The sequence below is a fragment of the Paenibacillus sp. J31TS4 genome, from assembly GCF_018403265.1.
Classification (GTDB): Bacteria; Bacillota; Bacilli; order Paenibacillales; family NBRC-103111; genus J31TS4.
Window position 1 is genome coordinate 177,529 of record NZ_BOSI01000002.1, and the last position, 14,380, is coordinate 191,908.

Below are 14,380 nucleotides of genomic sequence, written 5' to 3' on the forward strand. Positions count from 1 at the left end.
AGCCACAGGGGGAGGTGGGAAATAGAATGAAGATAGCGTGCATAGGCTCCGGTTACGTGGGAACCGTGACAGGTGCTGCGTTCGCGGCTCTGGGATACGATACGCTTATCATTGATTTGGACGGACGCAAGGTGGACCAGATTAATGAAGGAATCAGCCCGATCTATGAGCCCGGTCTGCAATCCCTATTAGCGGAAATATGCGGAAAAACCCTTCGAGCGTCGACTTCTTATCAGGATCTCGAAGGAGTTTCGCTTATCTTTATCTGTGTAGGCACGCCCTCCAAAGAGGATGGCTCCGCTGACCTTTCCTGGATAAAGCGGGCGGCGGAAGACATTGCACGCGTTCTCGATTCCCGTCAGCATACGACGATTGTTCTGAAATCTACCGTTCCTGTTGGAACGGCTGATTTTTTCTCTCTCCTTGTGGAGAAGGAATCCGGCCTGCAGAGAGGGACTCAATTTTCGGTTGTCAGCAATCCAGAATTTTTAAGGGAAGGCTTTGCTCTCGGCGATTTTCTTTTCCCCGACCGTATTGTGGTAGGTGTGGAGGACGACAGGTCCCGGCAGAGACTGAGAAGGCTATTTCAGCCTATCCTTGATAGGAATTATCCGGAAAAGCTATTCATGTACGGGGATGCTGACAAGCCGAAGCCCGTGTATTTTGAGACCGACATCAAAAGCTCCGAGATGATCAAATATGTCTCCAATGCTTTTCTAGCCGTCAAGGTAAGTTACATTAACGAAGTAGCTCGCTTATGTGACAAGCTCGGTGCCAACGTGAAGGATGTTGCTTACGGGATGGGATTGGATACACGGATTGGGCCCAAATTTTTGCAGGTATCCGCCGGCTGGAGCGGAAGCTGCTTCCCAAAGGACACAATGGAATTACTGGCGACTAGCGGACGCTACGGTACCCGGATGGACATCGTCAGAGCGGCTGTTCAGTCAAATGAAGAAATGCATAGCTATTGCCTTGAAAAATTGCAAGCCATGCTGCTCAGTTTGAACGGAAAACGAATAGGAATTCTTGGTCTGACCTTTAAGCCGGATACGGACGATGCCCGAGCTACTCAGGCCTCTTTCTTCATTAGGAATTTGCTTGAGATGGGTGCTCACGTCAGCGTTTACGATCCAAAAGGTATGCCTATGTTTCGGGCTTTAAATAAAGAGCTGCCGATTGCTTATTGTGAACGGGGGGAGGACACGGCGGTTCGTTCCGATGCTCTGCTGCTGTTGACGCACTGGGAAGAATTTTTGATGCTTCCGTGGCAAGAGATGGTTTGTACGATGAGGACCCCTCATCTTCTGGACACCCGCAATTGCTTGCCCGCTGCAAGGTTTCGCGCCATGGGGTACCGGTATCAGGGAGTTGGCATTCCCCTGGAGTCTTAAATGGAAATGGGAACGTGGACAGAGACCAGGAAGAAAGCTTCTGCATATCGTATCGAAGGACTTCTTAGACTACTTCATAGACTTTCGTCTGTCATACAGAATGCAGGAAGGAGGACCGCAAGTGGAACGCAAAATTACGCGGGCCATTCATTATATGGCGAATTCTCATTTGCATCTCGCCCGCCTGCTCGAAGCTAAGCGCAGCGAGGCGGAGCAGGCGGCACGGCTGCTGATCGCCATCCCGCACGACAAGAATGCCGATCCGGACGGGATGATGGAGCAGTCGATGGTGGTAGCCAAGAGCGTGGGTGGATACTTGAACAGTCTGGCGGACCTGGAATTCGCCTTGGCGGACAATCTGGCCTTCGTGATCAAGGAGCTGAATCAGGAGGAAGAGGACGACGATTGAAACCGGGGGCGCAGACGGACGGGAGAAGCGAGGCGGAACCCACCGGCTGCGCCGGTTAGCGGGAGGAGAGGGGGAGCCTGATTGAACCGGAAAGACGAGATGCTGCGCATTCTCGAAGCGGCAGTCAGCATTCAGAAGCAGGTAGCGGGAATTCTGGAGGCCAAGGTGGTGGAGGCGGACAAATCGCAAAGCTGGATCCTGCGCCACATCCGGCCGGAGGCGTTCGACAGCTCTGAGACGTTCCACCGCCGCTCCATCGAGATCCACGAATCGATCATCGAGACGATCGATGGGCTGACCAAGATGGAGCAGGGGCTGGCCCGCAATCTGAAGGAGCTGCTGGACCGCGGCGAGCCCGAGCAGGGCGGCGGCTTCGGAGATATGTTCGGAGGCGGCGGTGACTGATCCCCGGCTGGTGCAGCGAGAGAACGAGCTTCGCCTCGAGCTGCTCGAATCGCTTGCGCGAAGCCAGCGGGCGCTGGCTTCGCTCATCGAGACGGCCGCTGCGGCCGGTCTGGGTGCACCGGAGGGGGCGGGAACTCTCCTCGCCAATGCCGAAGCGCTGTGCCGCTATCAGCTGGTGCTGGCGGGGAAGATAGCCGGGCACCGGCTGCGCCGTGTGTTCCGCAGCCGGCCAGGCCGGATATGGCTCCGGCGCGGGCTCTGCCCCGGCAGGCGGGGCGGCAGAGCAGAGGCGGGCGGCTGCGAGCCGGAGTGAGCGCGGACGGCGTGCCGCGAAGGCGAGCGGCGGGGCCGGGAGCCTGGCGGCTCTGAGTGAGCAAGCGCGGAGGGTGCCGCGGAGGCGATTGGCGTGGCTAGAGGCTGGCGACGAGCGGAGTGAGCGAGCACTGAAGGCGTGCCGCGGAGGAGAGCGGCGATACGCGGAGTCTGGCGGCGTGCGTAGTGAGCGTGTGCGGACGGCATGCCGCGGAGCCCGGCCGCACGCTCAGCTGCTGGGAGCGGATACGCGAACGAGGCCGCCGGGAATTTTCCCGGCGGCCTTTCGCCGCAGTCCGAGCCACTGCGCCGGCGTTAGACGCCAGTCCAGCGGACAAGCACGCCCGCTTGCACCAGGCCACCGCCAAAGCCGTACAGGGCGACCAGATCCCCGTCTCGGAGCCGGCCTTCCTGGGCAGCATCCACCAGCGCCAGCGGGATAGAGGCAGCGGAGGTGTTGCCGTACCGCTCCATGCTCGTAAGCGTACGTTCCATCGGGAAACCGAGGCGGTCCGTAATCGCCTCCACGATGCGCAGATTGGCACTGTGCGGCACGAACCAGTCGAGGTTCTGAACGGAGACTCCCGCTCCTGCCAAAAGCTCCCTCGTTCCTCCGGGTACCGTCGAAACCGCCCACTTGTATACCTCGCGGCCGTTCTGCACTATCGTCCCCGGCTGGTTTGCGCTCTGTCCCTGCTCGGCCAGCAAGCCGGACAAGCCGGTCCGGTACAGCATCCGGCCGCCGCTTCCGTCCGAGGAGAGACAGGCGGAGAGGAAACGGTCGCCGGAGCTGTCCGCCTCTACGAGCGCGGCGCCCGCACCGTCTCCGAACAGGATGCAGGTCGTCCGGTCCGTATAATCGGTCACCTTGGACATGGTGTCCGAAGCGACGACCAGCACCTTACGGTGCATCCCGGCCTTGATGAGGCCGTGGGCCAGATGCAGACCGTAGACGAAGCCTGCGCATGTTGCGTTCAAATCCAGCGCGCCCGCCGCGCGAATGCCAAAATGCTGCTGCACCAGGCAGGCGACGCCCGGCAGCGGATAATCGGGCGTATGCGTGCACGCCAGAATGAGATCGACATCCGTTACGTCCTTGCCGCTGCGGCGCATCAGATCCTGGGTGGCGGCGACCGCCAGATGACTGGCGAACTCCCCTTCAGCAGCGATCCGGCGTTCACGGATACCCGTGCGCTGGACGATCCATTCGTCACTGGTGTCGACGATGCGCTCCAGATCGCCGTTCGTGAGAATGCGTTCCGGTACATAGCTCCCCCAAGCTGTGATGGCGGCTCCTGCAGTGGGAGAAGAAGTAGATACGAAGCTCATGGCGTCATCTCCTTTTAATTATTATCAGCTATTAGTACCAGGTCATAATTCATAAGTTAACGATAGCCGATCCAGCGACTTTCGTCAAGCCTGCTTGGCTTATGAGGCTGCGACGCTTGCTGACCGTCAGGAAACGCTCGCTTGTTGCGGCCGAGTCTCGCCTTTGGAGAAGAAAGGCAATGCCCGAAGGAGTATATCAGACTGGAAGGAGAAGCAAGCTATACCGAGGCGGATCCAAATCACAATCCAAATCCACATCAAGAATGGAGTGCTCTAACGATGAGAAGCGAAAACCGATTGCGCGCTGGTGCCGGTCTTCTCCTGGCGTCGGCCGTACTTGCGTTATCTCTGACCGGGTGCGGAAGAGAAGTGCGGCAGGGAGCGAACGACGTCAACCACAAGGGGATGCAGCAGGCCAAGCCGTTTGGGGCGAACCAGACGGACAATCTGCAGCGCATCGTGCCGGCTCCGACATCGGTCCCGTACCAGATGAACGAGCGGGCGAACGAGCGGATGCGGTCGATGTCCGACGGCCGGATGGAGATGAGCCAGCAGGCGGCGGACGCCGTCGCCAGCCTGGATGAAGTCAAGTCGGCCAACGTCGTGCTGACGAACAACAATGCCTATGCCGCCGTCGTGCTGCATTATGGCTCTACGCTGACCAATGTGCCGCAAGCCCAGGGGCAGCATTCTCCCGTCATCGGGGACGTGGCGCCGCAGGTGAAGCAGAAGATCGCCGAGAAGATAAAAGCCGTAGACCCTTCCATCCGGGACGTCTATGTATCCGCCAACCCGGATTTCGTCGAGAGAATGAGCGTGTATGCGCAGGATGTCCGCAGCGGCCGGCCGCTGTCGGGCTTCATTCGGGAATTCAGCACGATGGTCGAGCGGCTGTTCCCGACTCAGGCGTCGGCGCCTGGCGCCACTCCGGCGGCACCCCAGCCGCCGAACACAATGCCGAATCCCCATATGGGGCACCCTGGCAAATAACGAGCAAGTCGAAAAGGCGGAGTCTCCAGGCTCCGCCTTTTCGACTGCCGATCCGCCGGTTTATGGCCCATATGGCCGCCGCCCGTGGGCGGACACGATTTCGAGCATGTCGTCGATCTTCTTTACTAAATCAAAAAAACTTGATCTATAGATTGACCGCCCGCTTTTGGGAGTGCTAATGTTAGAACACGGAAATACATCAAAAAGTTTTGATGAATGGGAAATAAGTGGACCGCGATTCTGGCCGTCTGGAACCGGTCAGCGGCCTAGCCGGACATCATTGTCCGCACCTGCTGCCAGGGAAAGGAGGACGACGAGTTGAAGGAATGCATACCGCTGCGCACGAAGAGTGCGCCGCCGCCTCCGCTGGATGGGTATGAGCAGAAGTTCAAGGCGCTAGCGGATCAGAAACGGCTGCTGATTCTCTATGAGCTGTGCCAGCGGGGGACGACCTGCGTCTGCGATCTGACCGACATTGTCGGGATGCCGCAGTCCAAGCTGTCCTATCATCTCAGAATCTTGCTCGACGCCGGGCTGATTACGAAGGAAACAAGGGGAACCTGGAGCCATTACGCGCTCAATCCGGACGAAATCGGAGGTTTGCTGTCCGAGCAGCTATGCTGCCTCTTCCGGCCCGCCGGTACGGTATCCTCGCGAGCTAGCTGCTGCAAGTAAATTGGGGGACGTTATGGTTGTTATCGCAAGCTTGATCTTTGTCATTACGCTAACGTTAGTCATCTGGCAGCCCAAAGGACTTGGCATCGGATGGTCCGCGTCCTTGGGGGCGCTGCTCGCCCTGCTCTTCGGAGTCGTGAGCTTCCCGGACGTCGCTGCCGTGACAGGAATTGTCTGGAACGCCACCGTGGCGTTCGTCGCCATTATTCTCATCTCGCTGCTGCTGGACGAGATCGGCCTGTTCGAGTGGGCCGCTCTGCATATGGCCCGTCTCGCCCGGGGAAACGGCAAGCTCTTGTTCGTATCGATCATTCTGCTCGGTGCCGTCGTAGCTGCGTTGTTCGCCAACGACGGAGCTGCGCTCATCCTGACGCCGATCGTTCTGGCGATGGTGCGGGCGCTTCGCTTCGAGGAACGGATGCTGCTGCCGTTCCTTTTGGCGAGCGGCTTCATCGCCGATACGACCTCGCTGCCGCTTGTCGTCAGCAACCTGGTCAATATCGTTTCGGCGGACTTTTTTGGCATCGGCTTCGTCCGTTATGCGAGCCGGATGCTCGTACCCAATCTGTTCTCCTTGCTGGCCAGTCTGCTGGTGCTCTATCTCTTTTTTCGCCGGAGTCTTCCGGAGAGCTATGACCGGTCCGAGCTGAAAGAGCCGAGGGAGGCCATCAAGGACGTCAAGCTGTTCCGTCTCTCGTGGGGCATTCTAGCCGTGCTGCTGCTTGCCTATTTGACCAGCGAGAGCTTCGGCATCCCGGTCTCGCTGGCCGCGGGCGCCGTGGCGGTTCTGTTTCTGCTGACCGCCAGACGCAGCCCGGCGATCCGGACGAAGGAAGTGATCCAGGGCGCTCCCTGGTCGATTGTCGTCTTCTCGATCGGCATGTACGTCGTCATCTACGGCCTGCGCAACGTAGGACTGACCGACGTGCTGGGCGGCTGGATCCAGGCGATGGCGGACCAAGGCTTGTTCGCGGCCACCGTCGGCATGGGGTTCCTGGCGGCCTTCCTTTCTTCGGTCATGAACAACCTGCCGACGGTCATGATCGACGCGCTGGCGATTCAGGGGACCGCGACGGACGGCGCGATCCGGGAAGCCCTTATCTACGCCAATGTGATCGGCAGCGACCTGGGGCCGAAGATCACGCCGATCGGCTCGCTGGCGACTCTTCTGTGGCTGCACGTACTGGCGCGCAAAGGGATTCGTATTACATGGGGGCGTTACTTCAAGATCGGAATCGTCTTGACCATTCCCACGTTGTTCCTGACCCTCTGCGGCCTGTATCTATGGCTGCGGGTAGTTGTGTAACGGCAGAGGCGGGAGAGCTTACTTCGGTTATTCTGCGAAAGCAAGGAATGAGACAGTAAGAAATGTGACGGAAAGGAAGAGAACGATGACCAAACCGCTTGTTTATTTTCTCTGTACGGGCAATTCGTGCCGCAGCCAAATGGCCGAAGGCTTCCTTCGGGCAATGGGCGGGGACCGGTATACCGTGAGAAGCGCCGGGCTGGAGGCGCATGGGCTGAACCCCCGTGCCGTCAAGATTATGCGGGAAGCGGGAGTCGAGATCAGGGAGCAGACCTCCGATGTGCTGGACCCCCTGCTGCTGGAGAAGGCCGACTATGTGATTACGCTTTGCGGCCATGCCGACGAGCACTGTCCGGTCATCCGGAATCCGCAGGTTACCAGGTGGCATTGGGGCTTTGAGGACCCGGCCCGGGCAACTGGAACGGAGGAAGACATTTTGGATGCTTTCCGCAAGACCCGCGACGCGATCGGGCAGCGGATCGAACAGTTTTTAAGAGAAGGGAGTTAAGAAGCGGCGGTTCGAGGTCGAATCGGCCAGTGAGCGCAAGGAGCCGGCTGCCAGCTGCGCACGCTTTGACCCGTCCCGCTTTCGTTCGGATTTTTCAAATATCGTCTCAATCTACCCCCGGGACAGCCTTATGCGGCGGGCCGTTCGTTTAGAACGGCCTATTTTTGCAGGGCGCGGCACCAACCCTTTTTGCTGCTCATACTATGGTTTTGACTGTATCCCTTACCCTTGTAACTTATACAAAAAACCCGGGCAAGGAGGGGTGACACCAAATGAAGGGCAGCGATCACAAAAGCAAGTTTTTGTTAACGCATCGTGAACGGGAAGTATTCGAGCTCCTGGTCCAAGACAAGACGACGAAAGACATTGCACAGCAGCTGTTTATCAGCGAAAAAACCGTTAGAAATCACATCTCTAATGTGATGCAGAAGCTCAATGTGAAAGGCCGTTCACAAGCGGTTGTAGAACTGATCAAGCTTGGGGAACTCAAAATTTGACGCTGGCGGCCGCCTCTATACGCGAGAGCGCCTTCCGGTTCTTCTCCGGTCCGTTGGACTGGAGAGACGGGAGGTTTTTTCTTGTCCAAAAACCGGCATCTGGCAGGAGAAGCGCGCTCCGTGCCGAACTCCGAGAGGAAGCGACTACGGATAGGCTCCCAACCGGGCCGGTCCGACCAAGAGGAGGAGAAGAGATGGGGTACCGGATAGCGCTTATTGGAGCGGGCATCATCTCGCAAAGTCATCTGGACGCGCTCCGCGGCATGGAGGCGTTCGAGCCGGTGGCGATCGCGGACATTCAGGAGGAGCGGGTGAAGGAGCAAGCGGCCAAGTACGGGCTGCGGCCGTACACGGATTACCGGGAGATGGTCCGCGCCGAGAAGCCGGACGCGGTAGCCGTATCGCTGCCGCATTTTTTGCATAAGGAGGCGGCAATCTGGTGTCTGGAGGAGGGCTGCCATGTCCTGCTCGAAAAACCAATGGCGCTGAACCGCGAGGAATGCGACGCGATTCTGGAGGCTGAGGAGCGGACGGGAAGACGCCTCCTGGTCGGACATACGCAGCATTTCATCCCGGAGAACCGGAAGGCGAAGGAACTGATCGAATCGGGGACTCTTGGCGAGCTCGTGATGGTGCAGGATATCCGGCACGTCCGGTATTTCACGGAGCAGCGGCCCGCCTGGTTTCTGGAGAAGGCCAAGTCGGGAGGCGGCATTCTGATGAACCTCGGCTCCCACTCGGTCGATAAGCTCCAGTGGCTGACCGGGGCGCGGGTGACGTCGGTCAAGGCACACGTGACCCATCACGGCAGCCGCGGGGACGTGGAGGGAAGCGCGCTCGCGTACTTGCAGACGGACCGCGGGTTCGCGGCCACCATCTCTCTCTCCGGCTACGAAGGGGTGCCGATCAACGAGACGCATCTGCTCTTCACCAAAGGCATGATCAAGCTGCAGACCCGGGGCGGCCTCTGGATCAGTGAGGAGGGCCGCTTCCGCGAGGTCGGCTGGGAGACGGGAAAGGCGCCTTTCGTGCTGCAGTACGAAGCGTTCCTCCGGCTGATGGAAACGGGAGACGCCGGCGATTGCTCGGGCGCCTACGCCCGGAGCATCGTCTCCATCATTGAGACCGCCTACGCGTCAGCCGAGGCTGGGGAGGAACTGCCGGTCCCGGAGCAGCCAATGCGATCCTCCTGCTAATTGGAAGGCCCCTCCATTCTTTACATACTCTTCATGTGCGGTTAATCGTCCGATAACCCGGACGGCCTACTCTTGATAGGAACGACACGGGACCGGGCAACGCGGCGGTCTCAGCCTAACAGAGAGAGCGCAGGAGGGGAACGAGAGGAATGAGAGTGAAGCAATGGACGGCCGCGGCTGTCGCGTCGGTGATGGCCGCGGGTCTTTTGGCCGGCTGCGGCGCCAAGCAGGACAAAGTAGGGGAGCAGGTGGCAGGCAGCGCGCCCGCCAATTTGAATCCGACCGGCTTGCCGATCGTGAAGGAGCCGATCGAGCTGACCTTCTTCACGGGGAAGGCAGCGACGAATGGGAACAAATTCGAGGACACGCTCGTCTGGAGCGAGTACCAAAAGATGTCGAACATCAAGGTCAACTTCCAGCTGGTGCCGTTCGAGGTGCTCACGGAGAAGCGCAACCTGGCGCTGGCGAATGGGGACTATCCAGACGGGTTCTATTCGGCCCGCATGCCAACGGCCGATCTGATGCGCTACGGCAGCCAGGGCGTCTTCCTCAAGCTGAACGACAAGATCGATCAGTACGCTCCCAATTTCAAGAAGCTGATGGAGAAGTACCCGGACCTGAAAAAAGCGTTGACGATGCCGGACGGCAACATCTATTCGTTCCCGTCCTTCTATAGCCCGGAGTTTTTGCCGATGCTCATCGGAACGCCGCTGTGGGTGAAGCAGGATTGGCTGGACAAGCTCGGCATGGCGGAGCCGAAGACGACGGATGAGCTGTACGCCTACCTGAAGGCGGTGAAAACGACGGACCTCAACGGCAACGGCAAGCAGGACGAGATTCCATACAGCGGGACGGGAATCGGACCGCTCATCGAGCAGCTGATGGGCGCCTGGGGCGTCGGCAATCGGGGTCTCGGCCACAAATTCGTCGACGTCGATCCGAAGACGGGGGCGCTTCGCTTCTACCGGACGACGGAGCAGTATAAGGAAGTGCTGCAGTTCGTGCGCAAGCTGTACGAGGAGGGCCTGATCGACAAGGACATCTTCACGCAGAAAAGCAGCGAGCTGTACGCCAAGGGCGAGACCGGCGTGCTGGGGGCGACGATCAACCCGAATCCGAAAACCCAGTTCAACGGAACCGGTTATTTTGGCCTTGGCGCGCTCAAGGGGCCGCACGGCGACCAGTCTTATTCCCACATCAAGGTGCCGATGGTTTGGCCGGGCGCATTCGTGATCACCGACAAAAACAAGAATCCCGAGGCGACGATCCGCTGGATCGACCACTTCTATGGAGACGAAGGCGCCCAGTTTTATTTTATGGGCAAGGAAGGCGTCAGCTACACCAAAACGGCCGACGGCAAGCTCGAGTTCGTGGACGAGATCAAGAACAACCCGAAAGGGCTGACGATGGACCAGGCGCTGACGAAGTACGTGACCTGGCTCGGCGGCAGCTACCCGGGCTACGTGCAGGACAAATATTTCAAGGGCTCGGAGACGCTGCCAGAGTCGGTGGCGACGGGGGAGAAGGCGAAGCCGTACGCCCTCAAGGAAATCTGGTACAACTTCAACTTCACGGAGGAAGAGACCGAGTACATGAGCTCGCGCGGCAGCGATATCACCACGTACATCGGGGAGATGGAGGCCAAGCTCATCAACGGCTCCGCTTCGTTCGCGGATTGGGACAAGCATGTCGCGAACGTCAAGAGTATGGGGCTCGACCAGTATATGAAGGTTTACCAGGCCGCCTACGACCGGTACAAAAGCGTCAAGTAACCCTGCGCCTCGGAGCGCGAGGCGCTCGGGGCGAGGGTGACCCCCCCTCGGGACCATGGATCGGAGAGAGTTACGGAAAGCAAGGAGATACGTCAGGCGAGGACCGTCCGGGTGGACGGTCCTTGTTGCTGTGTCCTGGGAACGGCATTCCGCCAATGCCGGACAGCGGTTGACAAAGAGCGGATTTGCGTGATAGCTTTAAAACATAGTAAGTTTATCGGAATATAATGGTTTGATCGAAGAATGGCGGAATGCTTCCGCCCACAGAAAAGGATCCGGACAGGATAGACGCCGGAAGAAGGAGGGCGCACGATGGGATGCTGCTTTGATGTCATTGTCGTAGGAGCCGGAGCGATGGGGATGAACGCCGGCTACCGGCTGGCGGAACGGGGGCTGAGCGTGCTCCTGCTCGACGCGTGCGACCCGCCCCATTCGCTCGGCAGCCATCACGGAGAGACGCGGCTTCTCCGCCACGCCTACCGGGACGCGTGCAGCGTGCCGCTCGCCCTGCGGGCCCACCGCCTCTGGAGCGAGATGGAAGAGGAAACCGGTGGGCCGCTGTTCCGCCAGACCGGCGTTCTCAATCTCGCCGCGGCGGATTCCTCCGTCCAGCTGGAGAAGGCGGTAATGGCCGAGCGTTTCGGCCTGCGGACCGAGCTGCTTGGCCCGGCGGATATCGAGCGCCGCTGGCCGGGCTTCTCGGTGCCGGACGGCTACACGGGGCTCTACGAGCCGACGGCCGGCGTGCTGTTCAGCGAGGCCTGCATGCTCGCGGCTAGGCGGCTGGCGGCCGCATCCGGAGCCGTTCTGCTGCCCTATACGCCGGTGAACGACATCACGGTCGAACCGAGCGGCGTAACGGTCAAAACGCCGAACGGCTGCTTTCACGGCACGCAGCTCGTGCTGACGACCGGCTCTTGGTCGGCGCTCATGCTGGACCCCCTCCGGCTGCCGGTCGCCGCGGTGCGACAGACGGTCGCCTGGTTCGAGGCGGAGGAGGAGAAGTACGGGGAAGCCGTGTTCCCAGGCTTCACCTTCGACCTGCCGGACGGCGACTTCTATGGCGTCCCGAGCATCGGCGGCAGCGGCGTCAAGATCGGCCGGCACGACGCCGGACGGGAGTTTGAGCCGTCCGCCGTGCCAGAGCCCTTCGGCGCCCAACCTTCCGACGAGGAGGAGCTGCGCCGCTTCGCGGCCGTCCGGCTGCCGGGCGCCGCGGGAAGGCTCGTTGGCTCCGCCGTATGCCGGTACGAGCGGACGCCCGACGAGCAATTCCTGATCGACCGCCATCCGGTGCATGGGCACGTCTGGATCGCGACCGGCTTCTCCGGACACGGCTTCAAATTCGCAAGCGCCGTCGGAGAGGCGGTCGCGGAGCTGGTCGCCACCGGCCGGAGCTCGTTCGATCTATCCGCCTTCTCCCTAGGGCGGTTTGCAGGATTTGCTCCTTCATCCGCCGAGATCCCGCCTGGTGCATAGCGGCGGAGAGAAGGCCATTTCCCGGGAAACGGCCGAATTCGACGAAATTCGCGTATTTCCGCGCGTACGAGGCTATCCCGAGGCACGGGGCCAGGTATGCGAAACAAGCCGGCGAATACGCGGCGGGGACCCACTCCGAAGACTACACAAATCGCACAAGCCCCCCGGAGTCTTCCCGTATAGGAAGCAGCGGGGGGCTTGTGTTGTTGCCGATAGGATCGCGGGGGGATCCCGCGGCCGGCACGGACGCCGTCTAAACGGCCTTCCGCGAGAGCGGCTTTACTTGATCTGACGGTAAACGATCCGGTACCCGAGCTCGTCGAGATGGATCTTCATCTTGCCGTCCTTCACCGGGACGGGCTCCTCGGACAGCGCATCCTTCCAGTCGTTCGTCTCCAGCGGATATTCCATGTCTGTCGGCGTCTCCTCGTTGTTCATCCAGATGAGGAAGTGCATCTTGCCGTCCATCCGCTCATAGATAATGCGGCGGTCGTGAGGATCGGCCTTCAGGAACCGGAACCGGCCATCCCGGAGCGCCCCGTGCTTCTTGCGCAGCCCGATCAGCAGCTTGTAGAAGTCGAACAGCTCGCGGTCCTGCTTGTCGAAGTCCCATTCCATGCACTGGCGGCAGTCCGGATCGCCGCCGCCGCTCAGGCCGATCTCGTCGCCATAAAAGATGCAGGGCGTGCCCATATAAGTGAGCAGGTAGACGACGCACAGCTTCAGCCGCCGCTTGTCTTCTCCGCACAGTGTCAGCGCCCGCGGGGTGTCGTGGCTGCACAGAAGGTTGAAGATCACCTCGTTCGCCTGCTTCGGGTACCGCGTGAGCAGGGCGCCCATGTCGTTAGCGAACGAAATGCCGTCCCGCTCGCCCGCTGCGAAGAACTCCAGCACCTTGTTGGAGAACGGGTAGTTCATGACCGAGTCGAACTGGTCGCCGAGCAGCCACATGATGGAGTCGTTCCAAACCTCGCCGACGATATACGCATCTGGGTTGGCTTCCTTGACGATCCGGCGGAAATCGCGCCAGAAGTGGTGGTCGATCTCGTCGGCCACGTCGAGGCGCCAGCCGTCCAGCTTGATCTCGCCGATCCAGTAGCGGGCGACGTCCAGCAGATATTCCTTGACCTCCGGGTTGGCCGTATTGAACTTCGGCATATGTTCGAAGAAACCGAACGTATCGTAAGTTGGGATGCCGTCTCTCACCTCGAGCGGGAATTCTTTCACATGGAACCAGTCCGCGTATTTCGAATCCTTGCCGTGCTTCAGCACGTCCTGGAAAGGAGGGAATTCGTACCCGCAGTGGTTGAACACCGCGTCGAGCATCACGCGGATGCCTTTGTCGTGGCATGCCTCGACGAGCTCCTTTAGCTGCTCGTTCGTCCCAAAGTGAGGGTCGACCGTCCGGTAATCGATGGTGTCGTACTTGTGGTTGGAAGGGGACTTGAACAAGGGGGTGAAGTAGATCGCGTTAATCCCGAGATCCAGGAGATAATCCAGATGGTCCTGCACCCCTTTCAAATCGCCGCCAAAGAAATTTTCCCGTGTCGGCTGGCCGCCCCACGGCTCGACCCCTTCCGGATCGTTCGACGGGTCGCCGTTGGCGAACCGTTCCGGGAACAGCTGATAGAAGACCGCTTCCTTCGCCCAATCCGGCGGGTTGAATACGTCGATCTCGTGAATGTATGGGAACGTGTAATAGCCGCCTGGCGGATAGGGTTCTTCGTGGCTGATGCCGGATTCGCACATCCATAGCGCCTCGGTGCCCGCTTCGAAGCGGAAGGCGTAGTTGAGCCGGCGGTAGGCGGGCTTCACTTGCGCTTCCCAGTAATCGAAGATCGAATCGGACGCGAATTTTTCCATGGGATACGTATGGGTCGTCCGTTCCCAATCATACTTGTCACCGGTCACCGCATACACACGTTGCACATCGTCCCGCTTCGTCCGGACGCGCAGGTGCAGGGTCTCGTTGTCGTAAGCGTAAGCCCACAAATTTTTGGGGCCGTGGTAGAAAGCTTCCAGCTGCATACGGTTCCTCCTTACAAGTCTTGATTGTATGTATTTACCCATGGTTAGTCAGTTAGAAACCAGTGTGCCCCCGGTCTGTC

General features: G+C 59.8%; 14 protein-coding genes. 12 read left to right on the plus strand and 2 right to left on the minus strand.

From position 1 onward, the window contains the following. Positions 1-26 precede the first annotated feature (26 nt). The 4 genes from KJS47_RS11670 to KJS47_RS11685 all read left to right on the plus strand — a co-directional run bounded on the left by KJS47_RS11670 (position 27) and on the right by KJS47_RS11685 (position 2,521). Complete coding sequence (locus KJS47_RS11670; protein ID WP_213525232.1) at positions 27-1,394, plus strand: UDP-glucose dehydrogenase family protein; 1,368 nt, start codon at positions 27-29, stop codon at positions 1,392-1,394. 121 nt (positions 1,395-1,515) lie between these two features. Further along, complete coding sequence (locus KJS47_RS11675) at positions 1,516-1,803, plus strand: nucleoside-diphosphate sugar epimerase (protein ID WP_213525233.1); 288 nt, start codon at positions 1,516-1,518, stop codon at positions 1,801-1,803. A gap of 81 nt (positions 1,804-1,884) precedes the next feature. After that, a complete protein-coding gene (locus tag KJS47_RS11680; RefSeq protein WP_249716325.1) occupies positions 1,885-2,208 on the plus strand; it encodes an alpha-helical endospore appendage domain-containing protein in 324 nt (107 codons plus the stop codon). After that, on the plus strand, positions 2,201-2,521 hold the full coding sequence (locus KJS47_RS11685; protein WP_213525234.1) for a hypothetical protein: 321 nt from the start codon (positions 2,201-2,203) through the stop codon (positions 2,519-2,521). The genes KJS47_RS11680 and KJS47_RS11685 overlap by 8 nt, the downstream gene beginning before the upstream one ends. Before the next feature lie 314 nt (positions 2,522-2,835). Here the strand turns inward: KJS47_RS11685 and KJS47_RS11690 are convergent, their stop codons facing one another. Beyond that, positions 2,836-3,849, minus strand: coding sequence for a ketoacyl-ACP synthase III (locus tag KJS47_RS11690; RefSeq protein ID WP_213525235.1), 1,014 nt, complete (start codon positions 3,847-3,849; stop codon positions 2,836-2,838). A gap of 279 nt (positions 3,850-4,128) precedes the next feature. On the opposite strand from KJS47_RS11690, the gene KJS47_RS11695 reads away from it, so the two are divergent. The 8 genes from KJS47_RS11695 to solA all read left to right on the plus strand — a co-directional run bounded on the left by KJS47_RS11695 (position 4,129) and on the right by solA (position 12,272). Further along, positions 4,129-4,839 (plus strand): YhcN/YlaJ family sporulation lipoprotein, encoded by a 711-nt coding sequence (locus KJS47_RS11695; RefSeq protein WP_213525236.1) that lies wholly within the window; start codon positions 4,129-4,131, stop codon positions 4,837-4,839. Positions 4,840-5,157: 318 nt separating this feature from the next. Continuing rightward, the gene (locus KJS47_RS11700) at positions 5,158-5,514 is read left to right on the plus strand and encodes an ArsR/SmtB family transcription factor (RefSeq protein WP_374707024.1); all 357 of its coding nucleotides are present in this window, start codon (positions 5,158-5,160) and stop codon (positions 5,512-5,514) included. 13 nt (positions 5,515-5,527) lie between these two features. Further along, positions 5,528-6,820, plus strand: a complete 1,293-nt coding sequence (locus KJS47_RS11705) for an arsenic transporter (RefSeq protein ID WP_213525237.1) — start codon at positions 5,528-5,530, stop codon at positions 6,818-6,820. Between the two features lie 85 nt (positions 6,821-6,905). Beyond that, positions 6,906-7,328, plus strand: a complete 423-nt coding sequence (gene arsC, locus KJS47_RS11710; RefSeq protein ID WP_213525238.1) for an arsenate reductase (thioredoxin) — start codon at positions 6,906-6,908, stop codon at positions 7,326-7,328. 272 nt (positions 7,329-7,600) lie between these two features. Then, positions 7,601-7,825, plus strand: a complete 225-nt coding sequence (locus tag KJS47_RS11715; protein WP_010271013.1) for a helix-turn-helix domain-containing protein — start codon at positions 7,601-7,603, stop codon at positions 7,823-7,825. 194 nt (positions 7,826-8,019) lie between these two features. After that, complete coding sequence (locus KJS47_RS11720; protein WP_213525239.1) at positions 8,020-9,021, plus strand: Gfo/Idh/MocA family protein; 1,002 nt, start codon at positions 8,020-8,022, stop codon at positions 9,019-9,021. Positions 9,022-9,170: 149 nt separating this feature from the next. Then, the gene (locus KJS47_RS11725) at positions 9,171-10,793 is read left to right on the plus strand and encodes an extracellular solute-binding protein (protein ID WP_213525240.1); all 1,623 of its coding nucleotides are present in this window, start codon (positions 9,171-9,173) and stop codon (positions 10,791-10,793) included. Between the two features lie 312 nt (positions 10,794-11,105). Further along, a complete protein-coding gene (solA, locus tag KJS47_RS11730; protein WP_213525241.1) occupies positions 11,106-12,272 on the plus strand; it encodes an N-methyl-L-tryptophan oxidase in 1,167 nt (388 codons plus the stop codon). Positions 12,273-12,551: 279 nt separating this feature from the next. Here the strand turns inward: solA and KJS47_RS11735 are convergent, their stop codons facing one another. Then, entirely contained in the window at positions 12,552-14,300 is a 1,749-nt protein-coding gene (locus KJS47_RS11735; protein ID WP_213525242.1) for an alpha-glycosidase, read from the minus strand. Positions 14,301-14,380 lie beyond the last annotated feature (80 nt).